The sequence below is a fragment of the Aquimonas sp. genome, from assembly GCF_044377145.1.
GTDB lineage: Bacteria > Pseudomonadota > Gammaproteobacteria > Xanthomonadales > Xanthomonadaceae > Aquimonas.
Map to the genome: position 1 here is coordinate 24,663 of NZ_JBILJQ010000061.1, position 8,722 is coordinate 33,384.

The window sequence follows — 8,722 nt, forward strand, 5'->3', positions numbered from 1 at the left end:
GCGCTGCCCCAGGGGCGACAGCAAAACGTCACCACCGCTTCAATCACGCATCCAGTGCGCGTTGCACCGCGAAGCGCAAAAGTTCGCTGGAACGGCGAATGCCCAAGGTCTCCATCATGCGCGAGCGGTGGGTCTCGACCGTTTTGACGCTGATGCCGAGGATCGAGGCGATCTCCTTGGTGACCTTGCCCTGCGCCAGCAGCCGCAGAATTTCGCGCTGGCGCGGCGGCAGGGAATCGAGTTCCTGCGAACCCGGCGTGCGCGACGGGCCGTGGCCGAGCATGCGCGAGGAGATCTTGGGGCTGAGAAAAGTGTCACCGCGCAAGGCCGCGCGCAGCGCGATCTCCAGCTCGGCCGGTGCCGCCTCCTTGACCACGAAGCCGAGCGCGCCGCGCTCCAGCGCGGTACGGACATAGGCCGGGTCAGCATGCATCGACATCATCACGATGACGGTGTCAGGGAACAGGGTGCGCATATCGATCAACACATCCAAGCCATTGCGGCCGGGCATGGCGAGATCGATCAGGGCAAGGTCCGGGCGGTGGATGGCGGTGAGGTCCAGGCATTCCTGGCCATCCTGCGCTTCTGCCACCACCTCGATGTCAGGCTGGGATTCGAGAAGTCTGCGGATACCTGCGCGCACCAGGGTGTGGTCATCTGCCAGCAGTACTCGCATTCCCATCCCTTTGTGTGATCGCGATCAACGTCTGCAAGTTAACCCAGTGCGGACGCGGGCGGAAGCGCGGGCCGCTCAGCCGCGCCGGCTGGCCGCGATCTGGCGGCGATGCTGGCGGAACAGCAGCCGCTGAAGCTCGGCCTCAAGCCCGGCCGCATCGGTGGGAAACGCCAGCCAGGCGATGTGCAGTCCGCCGGCGCCGGGCGCGACCGCCAGCACGTCGACCGGCAGCTTCAGCGGTACTGGCAGCCCGGTCTGCAGATGCAGGATCAGCAGCTGCGGGCTACCGACCTGCGGTGCCTCCGATACTTCGATGCGCGCGCCGAGGCGCGACCAGCGCAGCGGGCGTGCGAGCAGGGTCGGTTGTTCGCTTGCCAGCAGCCGGCTCAGGAGATCGAGTACCAGATCGAGCTTGGCGTCCAGCCGCTGCAGCGCGCTGTCGGTGAGGCCCGGCTCGGCTTCCTCGGGCAGGCTCGATTCCAGCGCGACCAGACTGTGCAGAAGGCGTTCGGCCGCAGCGACAGCGGCCGAACGAAACTCGATGCCCGATGGCCTCGGCGAGAGCCGATAGGGCAGTTCATCGACGCAGACCAGGGCATCAGCGAACAGCTGCGCTTCCGCCTGGTCGGGGTTCATGGCCCAGCGTCCCTGAGATAGCTGCGTGCGGCCGACTGGCCGCGGCGGCTCTCGCCCAGCTGTTCGCCGAGCTGATCGCGCAGCGCCAGCAGCAGCGAGTGCACGTGGTGTTGGCGGGCCAGCAGCTGGCGTGCGACGGCTTCATCGATCGGCGCACTGCTTGCGAACGCGGCGCGCACGGCGCGATCGTGTTCGGCCAGGGCTTCGGCGGCGCCGTCGTACTCGCCGCGCTCAAGCTGCGCAGCCAGCGACTCGAAGCGCTCCAGGATCTCCTGCATTCCCGCCTACTCCTTGAGACACATCGCCGCGCACAGGGCCAAAGCAGGCCTGCCCGCGATCAACTCAGGCAGGCTGGGCCTGCAGCTGAGCGGGAATCGCGGCCCAGGCAGCCTGTACTTCGGCCAGCAGGGCGTCGACTTCGGTGAACCCGGTTGGGTCGTTGATGGCATTGGCTTCGACCAAGCGCCGGGTGGCGTAGTCATACAGTGCCTCCAGCCCACCGGCGATCTCACCACCGGCAGCGTGGTCAAGCGAGCCTCGCAGGCTGTCGATGATTGCGCATGCGCGGCCGATGGCCTCGCCCTTTGGCCCCGTGCGGCCTTCCGAGAGCGCGGCCGCCGCCAACTGGATGCGCTCGCGCGCGCCCTGCAGCAGCAGGCCTATCAAACGGTGCGGACTGGCATCGATCACCGAGCCCTCGAGTCCGGTGTTGCGGTATTCCTTCAGGAAGGCGCGTGCGCTGTGCATGGCTGTGATCCGTCAGCGATTGAGGTTGGACAGCTGCGAGAGCTGATTGCTCAGGAAGCTGCTGGTGCCCTGCAGCTGGGCGACGATCTTCTCCATCGCCGTGAACTGGGCCAGATAGTTCTTCTGCACCCGCTCCATCCGCAGGTCGAGCGCATCGACCTGGCGGCCGACATTGGCGATGCGGTCGTTGATCGACTTGTTGCGGCTGGTGATGACGCCATTGGTGCCGGTGAAGCTATCGACCAGGCTGCTGATCCGCGCGCCCATGCCGGTGTAGCCGTTGCCGCCGGTGAACAAGGCCGACACCGCCTGCGGGTTCTCGTTCATCGCTTTGTCGAAGCGTGCCGCGTCGAGCTTCAGGCTGCCGTCGGCCTGGAAGCTGATGCCGACCGAGTTCAGCGATTCGAAGCCGGCCGGCTGGCCGGGCACCGCGGCGCCCAGCGCATTGCGCAGTTGGCTGACCAGGGTGCGCGGCAGGGCATCACCGGTCAGCGGCGAGCTGACGCCGGTGCTGGTGTTGAACAAGGTGGTCACCTTGACCGTGCTGAGCACGCTGTTGACCGAACTGACGAAGCCTTCCACCTGGGTGCGCGCGGCGCCGTTGTCGCGGCCGACGGTCAGGGTGGTGCGGGTAGCGACCGGGTCGGTCTCGCTCTTGGTGGCAGTGAAGCTCACCCCGGCGATGGCCGAGGCGAAAGTGTTGGTGGCCGACGAGGTCAGGTTGCCGTCGACGCGCACCTGCGCGTTGCTGGCGACCGCGTTGACAGTGAATGCGGCGGCAAACGCGTTGAGGTCACCGCTGCCGCTCAGGCTCAGATTCTTGCTGGCGCCGGTGTCGCGGCCGGTCAGAACCAGGCGCACGCCATCGTCGGCACTCACCAGAGTGGCCGCAACGCCGGTGTTGTTGGTGGCGCTGTTGATGCTGTCGCGCAGCTCGCCCAAGGTGATGGGCCCGCCACCCGGGTTCACCGTGAAAGCACTGCCACCGACACTCAAGGTCAAGGCACCGCTGCCGAGGCTGGTATCGATGCTGGTCTGTGGGCTCGAACTCTGCTTTGCAGCGCGCGCCAGCGAGATGACGTCAATGGAGTAGCTGCCGGTCTGAGCGCTGCTGCTGGCGCTGGCGGTCAGATAACTGGTGCTGCTGAGGCTGACCGTGCGCGCGCCGATGCCGGTGGCGCTACTGAAACCCGCGGCGGCCGATTTCAGGCCGCCCAACACGCTGCTGATGCTGCCCAGCGAGCTCAGCTGCGAGCGCGCGGTGCTTTCGACCTGCGACAGCCGCTGCGCCTGCGGTGCGCGCTCGGCCGCCACCAACTGGCTGACCAGCCTCTGGATGTCGAGCCCTGAACCGACGCCGCCAATGCTGGACATGGCACCTACTCCTACGCGCAACGCGCCTGAAGCGGAATGCCTCAGGCGCTTTCGTTGATCATGCCCGAGCCCAGCTCGGCCATGCGCTTGGCTATCTGCAGCGCGGCTTCCGACGGAATCTGATAGATCACGTCGCCTGAGCCGCGGTCGACCACGCTGACCACCACACGGTTGACCTCGTCATCGACCCGGAAGCGCAGCGAGGTCTGAACGTCTTTCAGTGTGTCGTCAAGCTGACGCTGAAGATCTTCGCTGTTCTCGGGCTTGCGCTCGGCATCGCGACTGGCCTGCTGCACCGGCGCCTGTCCGGCCTGCAAGGCCTGCGCCGCGGGCGTGGTCGGCCCGGCCACCGCACCGAGCGCCGCCACCGGGGTCACCTCTGTCGGCGCCGGCCGCGCAGAAGCCCCATCGCTGCGAGGGGCAGCGACGAGGCCGATGAGGTTTGCAACTGGATTGATCGTATTCACGGCGGCTCACCTTGTAGCCAAGGAGAGCGCAGCTCGCGCTGCGCTCCCCGGCCTGGAGCCTGAAGCCTTTCCTTAACGGAGCAGGCTCAGGACGTTCTGCGGCAGCTGGTTGGCCTGGGCCAGCATTGCGGTACCGGCCTGCTGCAGGATCTGGCCGCGGGTCAGCTCGGCGGTTTCCTTGGCGTAGTCGGCGTCACGGATGCGCGAGCGCGAGGCGGCCAGATTCTCGGAGCTGGTCTGCAGATTGGTGACCACCGAGGTGAAGCGGTTCTGGATCGCACCGAGTTCAGCGCGCGAGGAGTTGACGGCGGTCAGAGCGTTATCGATCTGGCCGATCGCCAGCTGGGCGTCGGTGAAGCTGGACACGTTGACCGAGGTGATGCCGGTGCTGGTGGCCGAAGTGCCGGTGAAGGCGTTGGCGATACCGGCGACGGTGGCGGAGTTGGTGGTACCGGTGGTGACGACCGCGGCGTCGCTGACCAGGGTCACGTCGCCGGTGGTGGCGTCATAAGAGGCACCGACGCCGGACTGGGCGGAGACGCGGTTGATGGCTTCCACCAGCTGGCCGGCGCGTTCCTGCGCGTTGGCGGCCGAACCGATTGCACCGATGTCGACGCCGTTCAACAAGACGCCGCCGGCCGCAATCGCGGTGGCGAAGCCGGTCAGGCCGGTGGCATTGAAGCTGCCAGTGGTGCGGGTGTAGGTGCCGCCGATCGCCGCCGTCTGGGTGTTGGCGATGCTGGAGATGCTGATGGTCTCACCGGCGTTGGCGCCGACCTGGAAGGCGACCGCGGTGAACGAGCCGTCGAGCAGCTTGGTGCCGTTGAAGCTGGTCTGCTCCGACACGCGCTGGATTTCGGCCTTCAGCTGGGTGACTTCGGCGTTCAGCGCGTCGCGGTCGGTCTGGTTGTTGGTGCCGTTGGAGGCCTGCACGGCCAGCTCGCGGATACGCTGCAGGTTATTGCCGACTTCCGCCAGCGCGCCTTCAGCGGTCTGCGCCAGCGAGATGCCGTCGTTGGCATTGCGGGCGGCCTGGTTGACGCCGCGGATCTGGCTGGTGAAGCGCTCGGAGATCGCGAGGCCGGCGGCGTCGTCCTTGGCGCTGTTGATACGCAGGCCAGAGCTCAGGCGCTGCAGCGAGGTGGCCAGCGACGAGCCGGAAGTCGACAGGTTGCGCTGTGCGTTCAGCGAAGCGGTATTGGTGTTGATGACTTGCATGGTGATTCTCCTCGGGGTTCGGGTTCCGTCAACCGGCGGTGCCGGGTTGGGTTCCGCAGAGTGATGGCCTGTTGCCGAGGCCCCGCCGCTGCTGAGTTAGTTATCGGTCCGACCCGGGGTTTTCTTTAGCCCTCTGTCGCAAGGAAGTTGTGTAGGTTTGAACCTGACAGCGTCGACATCCGCGCAAGTGCGCCATGGCTCAGCGTTTCGGCAGCCGCACGGTCAGCGTTGCGGAGGCCAGTTCGTGCCAGCTGCGCCGTTCGCGGTCGATCAGCACCCAGGCGAATCCCAGTCCGGCGGCGGCCAGCGACAGCACGCCGACCGCAAACCGCAGTGCAATCGCACGCCAGCCCGGCGCATTGCCGGCGCGATCAACCGCGCGCAGGCGCCAGGCACGCATGCCCAGGGTCTGGCCGCCGAAGCGCCACGAAAGGCCCGCATACAGAAAGGTGCTGCCGAGCAGGGCGAGAAACTCCAGCCAGGCGCCGAGGCTGCCGGGCACCACCGGCTGGCTGCCATTGAGTGCATAGCTGCTGACGCTGACCGCGAACCAGATGCCGAGCACCGGGAAGAAGTCGTAGACGAGGGCCAGCAGGCGTGGCCACAGCGGGGCGGGTTCGGCTTGGATGCGGGTGTCGTTCATGCCGCACAGGATAGCGAGCGCGGCCGGCTATGCTGCGTGGATGAGTGCGACTCCGTCTTCCAAGCCCAGCCGCCGCAACGGCGCGCAGAGCCCAGCCGACCGCCGCGAACGCGTGCAGGCACTGCCGCCTGCGCGTGACGCCGATCGGCTGTTGATCGAAACCTTCATCGAACGCGCCTGGGCCGAGGACGGTCTCGCCCGCAACACCCAGGACAGTTACCGCCGCGATCTCGACGGTTTCGCGCGCTGGTTGGTCGGGCAGGGCCCAGCGCTGCTGGAGGTACAGCGCAGCGATATCTATGCCTACCTTGCCTGGCGTAGCGGTGACGGCTACAGCCCGCGCAGCGGCGCGCGCTTGCTATCGAGCCTGCGCCGTTTCTACGCCCAGCAAATGCGCCTGAAGAAGATCGAGCGCGATCCCCTGGCGCTGATCGAAAGTCCCAAGCTCGGCCGACCGCTGCCGAAGGCGCTGACCGAGGCCGAAGTCGAGGCCCTGCTGCGTGCCCCCGATGTCGACACTCCGCTGGGCCTGCGTGATCGCGCGATGGTCGAGCTGATGTATGCGGCCGGCCTGCGCGTCAGCGAACTGGTTGAGCTCGCTGCCGGCAGCGTCAACCTGCGACAGGGCGTGCTGCGGGTGCTCGGCAAAGGCAGCAAGGAGCGCTTGCTGCCGATCGGTGAAGAGGCCCAGCACTGGCTGCAACGCTACTTGGCTGAAGCGCGTCCGCAGCTCGCGCGCGGCCAACAGCCGCTGGCGCTGTTCTTGAGCCGGCTGGGCGAGGGCATGAGTCGGCAGATGTTCTGGTATTCGATCAAGCAGCTGGCGCTGCGCGCCGGCATCGACACCGGCAAGGTCAGCCCGCACACCCTGCGCCACGCCTTCGCCACCCATCTGCTCAATCACGGCGCTGATCTGCGTGCGCTGCAGATGCTGCTCGGTCACAGCAGCCTGTCGACCACCCAGATTTACACCTTCGTGGCCCGCGAGGGCCTGAAACGTCTGCATTCACAACATCATCCGCGAGGCTAGCAGCCTGTTGCAGCGCCTCGGGTACACTGCGCGCCGCGGCTGAACTTGTCGCCCCAAGGGCTGTCCCACGCCCGCCAATCCACCCGCAGACCGAGGAAATCATGTCCCGCATTCTGGCTGGCGCCCTGTTCGGCGCCCTGAGTTTCATGAGCGTTTCGTCGACCGCATCGGCCGAGTCCGGCGAACCCGCAGTGCGCGAAGCCATCGAGTCGCTGGTGCCCGGCGCCAAGATCGAAAGTATCTCGGAATCGGTGGTTGCCGGTCTTTACGAAGTCACCATCGATGGCCGCGTGGTCTACGTCACCGCCGAGGGCCGCTACCTGCTGCAGGGCTCGATCTTCGACATCCCGAACCGGATCGACATCACCGAAGCCGGTCGCTCCAAGATCCGTGCCGAGGCGCTCGCGGGCGTCACCACCGGCCGCATCGTGTTCGCGCCGCCGAATCCCAAGTACCGGCTTACCGTGTTCACCGACATCGACTGCGGCTACTGCCGCAAGATGCATGAGCACATCACCGAGTACAACAGCGCCGGCATCTCGATCGAGTATCTGTTCTTCCCGCGCGCAGGCGTGGGCTCGGACAGCTTCGCCAAGGCCGTCTCGGTGTTCTGCTCGACCAACCAGCAGAGCGCGATGACCGACGCCAAGACCGGCGTCGAGCTCGACCGCAAGGACTGCACCAACCCGATCGCCGACCAGTACGAGCTGGGCCAGCGCATCGGCGTCACCGGCACGCCGGCGGTGATCACCGAAGACGGCACCCAGATCGGCGGCTACATGCCACCGGACCAGCTGATCCAGCGCCTCGAAGCGATGGCCGCTGCGGCGACTGCCAGCAAGTAAGCCGAAAGTTCTGTGGCTGAAACAAGAAAGGCGCGCCGAGAGGCGCGCCTTTCTTGTTTGGGCGATCAGATCTGATTTGAGCTGCACTGCGGTGAGCCAGGCCAGCGCCCGCCGCGTGAACCTGATTCGAAGCGAACCCGTCCCTATTCCCGATTCCCAGCTCCAAACGACAAAGCCCCGCACAAAGCGGAACCCTGAAGTCTCCAGCAGAAGTCGGGACCGCGCGCTTCAACGAATCCCGATTCCCGAATCCCAATTCCCGGCTCCAAACGACAAAGCCCCGCACGAAGCGGGGCCCTGAAGTCTGCTGCGGAAGTCGGGACGACGTGCTTAAACGATTCCCGATTCCCGATTCCCGAATCCCAGCTCTCAGACCAGCTTCTTGAACCGCACCCGCTTCGGCTTCGCACCTTCCTCGCCGAGGCGACGCTTCTTGTCTTCCTCGTACTCGCGGTAGTTGCCCTGGAAGAACTCGACGTGCGAGTCGCCTTCAAACGACAGGATGTGAGTCGCGATGCGGTCGAGGAACCAGCGGTCATGGCTGATCACGAACACGTTGCCCGGGAATTCGAGGATCGCGTCTTCCAGCGCGCGCAGGGTTTCGATATCGAGATCGTTCGAGGGTTCGTCGAGCAGCAGCACATTGCCGCCCTGCAGGAGGGTCTTGGCCAGATGCAGTCGACCGCGTTCACCGCCGGACAGGGTGCCGACCAGCTTCTGCTGATCCTGGCCCTTGAAGTTGAAGCGGCCGATGTAGGCGCGCGACTGGATCTCCACCCCGTTGATGTTGAGGATGTCCGAGCCGCCGGAGACTTCCTGGAACACGTTGTGGTCGCCTTCGAGCTTCTCGCGGCTCTGGTCGACATAGGCCAGCTTCACGGTCGGGCCCGTGTTGACCGAGCCGGAGTCCGGCTTCTCCTGCCCGGTGATCATCTTGAACAGGGTCGACTTGCCGGCGCCGTTCGGGCCGATGATGCCGACGATCGCGCCCGGCGGCACGATGAAGCTCAGGTCGTCGATCAGCATGCGGTCGCCGAAGCTCTTGCTGACGTTCTTGAACTCCATCACCGAGTTGCCCAGGCGCTC

The 8,722-nt window shown here is 66.1% G+C and carries 11 protein-coding genes; 2 read left to right on the top strand and 9 right to left on the bottom strand.

Annotated features, from left to right (window positions below; translation table 11 throughout):
• Window positions 1-43: 43 nt before the first annotated feature.
• The 8 genes from ACIQ7H_RS16565 to ACIQ7H_RS16600 all read right to left on the bottom strand — a co-directional run bounded on the left by ACIQ7H_RS16565 (window position 44) and on the right by ACIQ7H_RS16600 (window position 5,761).
• Entirely contained in the window at window positions 44-676 is a 633-nt protein-coding gene (locus tag ACIQ7H_RS16565) for a response regulator (protein ID WP_395793505.1), read from the bottom strand.
• A gap of 75 nt (window positions 677-751) precedes the next feature.
• On the bottom strand, window positions 752-1,312 hold the full coding sequence (locus tag ACIQ7H_RS16570; RefSeq protein WP_395793507.1) for a PilZ domain-containing protein: 561 nt from the start codon (window positions 1,310-1,312) through the stop codon (window positions 752-754).
• A complete protein-coding gene (locus ACIQ7H_RS16575; protein WP_395793509.1) occupies window positions 1,309-1,590 on the bottom strand; it encodes a hypothetical protein in 282 nt (93 codons plus the stop codon). The genes ACIQ7H_RS16570 and ACIQ7H_RS16575 overlap by 4 nt, the downstream gene beginning before the upstream one ends.
• Before the next feature lie 64 nt (window positions 1,591-1,654).
• Window positions 1,655-2,059, bottom strand: a complete 405-nt coding sequence (fliS, locus tag ACIQ7H_RS16580; protein WP_395793511.1) for a flagellar export chaperone FliS — start codon at window positions 2,057-2,059, stop codon at window positions 1,655-1,657.
• A gap of 12 nt (window positions 2,060-2,071) precedes the next feature.
• Window positions 2,072-3,433 (bottom strand): flagellar filament capping protein FliD, encoded by a 1,362-nt coding sequence (gene fliD / locus ACIQ7H_RS16585; protein ID WP_395793513.1) that lies wholly within the window; start codon window positions 3,431-3,433, stop codon window positions 2,072-2,074.
• A 41-nt stretch (window positions 3,434-3,474) separates the two neighbouring features.
• Window positions 3,475-3,900, bottom strand: coding sequence for a flagellar protein FlaG (locus ACIQ7H_RS16590; RefSeq protein WP_395793515.1), 426 nt, complete (start codon window positions 3,898-3,900; stop codon window positions 3,475-3,477).
• A gap of 72 nt (window positions 3,901-3,972) precedes the next feature.
• Window positions 3,973-5,118 carry a flagellin gene (locus ACIQ7H_RS16595; RefSeq protein WP_395793517.1) on the bottom strand — a complete coding sequence of 382 codons (1,146 nt, stop codon included), beginning with the start codon at window positions 5,116-5,118 and terminating at the stop codon, window positions 3,973-3,975.
• Window positions 5,119-5,317: 199 nt separating this feature from the next.
• The gene (locus tag ACIQ7H_RS16600) at window positions 5,318-5,761 is read right to left on the bottom strand and encodes an RDD family protein (protein WP_395793519.1); all 444 of its coding nucleotides are present in this window, start codon (window positions 5,759-5,761) and stop codon (window positions 5,318-5,320) included.
• Window positions 5,762-5,801: 40 nt separating this feature from the next.
• On the opposite strand from ACIQ7H_RS16600, the gene xerD reads away from it, so the two are divergent.
• Complete coding sequence (xerD, locus tag ACIQ7H_RS16605; RefSeq protein WP_395793521.1) at window positions 5,802-6,791, top strand: site-specific tyrosine recombinase XerD; 990 nt, start codon at window positions 5,802-5,804, stop codon at window positions 6,789-6,791.
• A 101-nt stretch (window positions 6,792-6,892) separates the two neighbouring features.
• Entirely contained in the window at window positions 6,893-7,636 is a 744-nt protein-coding gene (locus ACIQ7H_RS16610) for a DsbC family protein (protein WP_395793523.1), read from the top strand.
• A gap of 369 nt (window positions 7,637-8,005) precedes the next feature.
• Here ACIQ7H_RS16610 and ACIQ7H_RS16615 read toward each other — a convergent pair.
• Window positions 8,006-8,722, bottom strand: a 717-nt coding sequence (locus ACIQ7H_RS16615) for an ATP-binding cassette domain-containing protein (RefSeq protein WP_395793525.1), incomplete at its 5' end; no start/stop codon positions are given.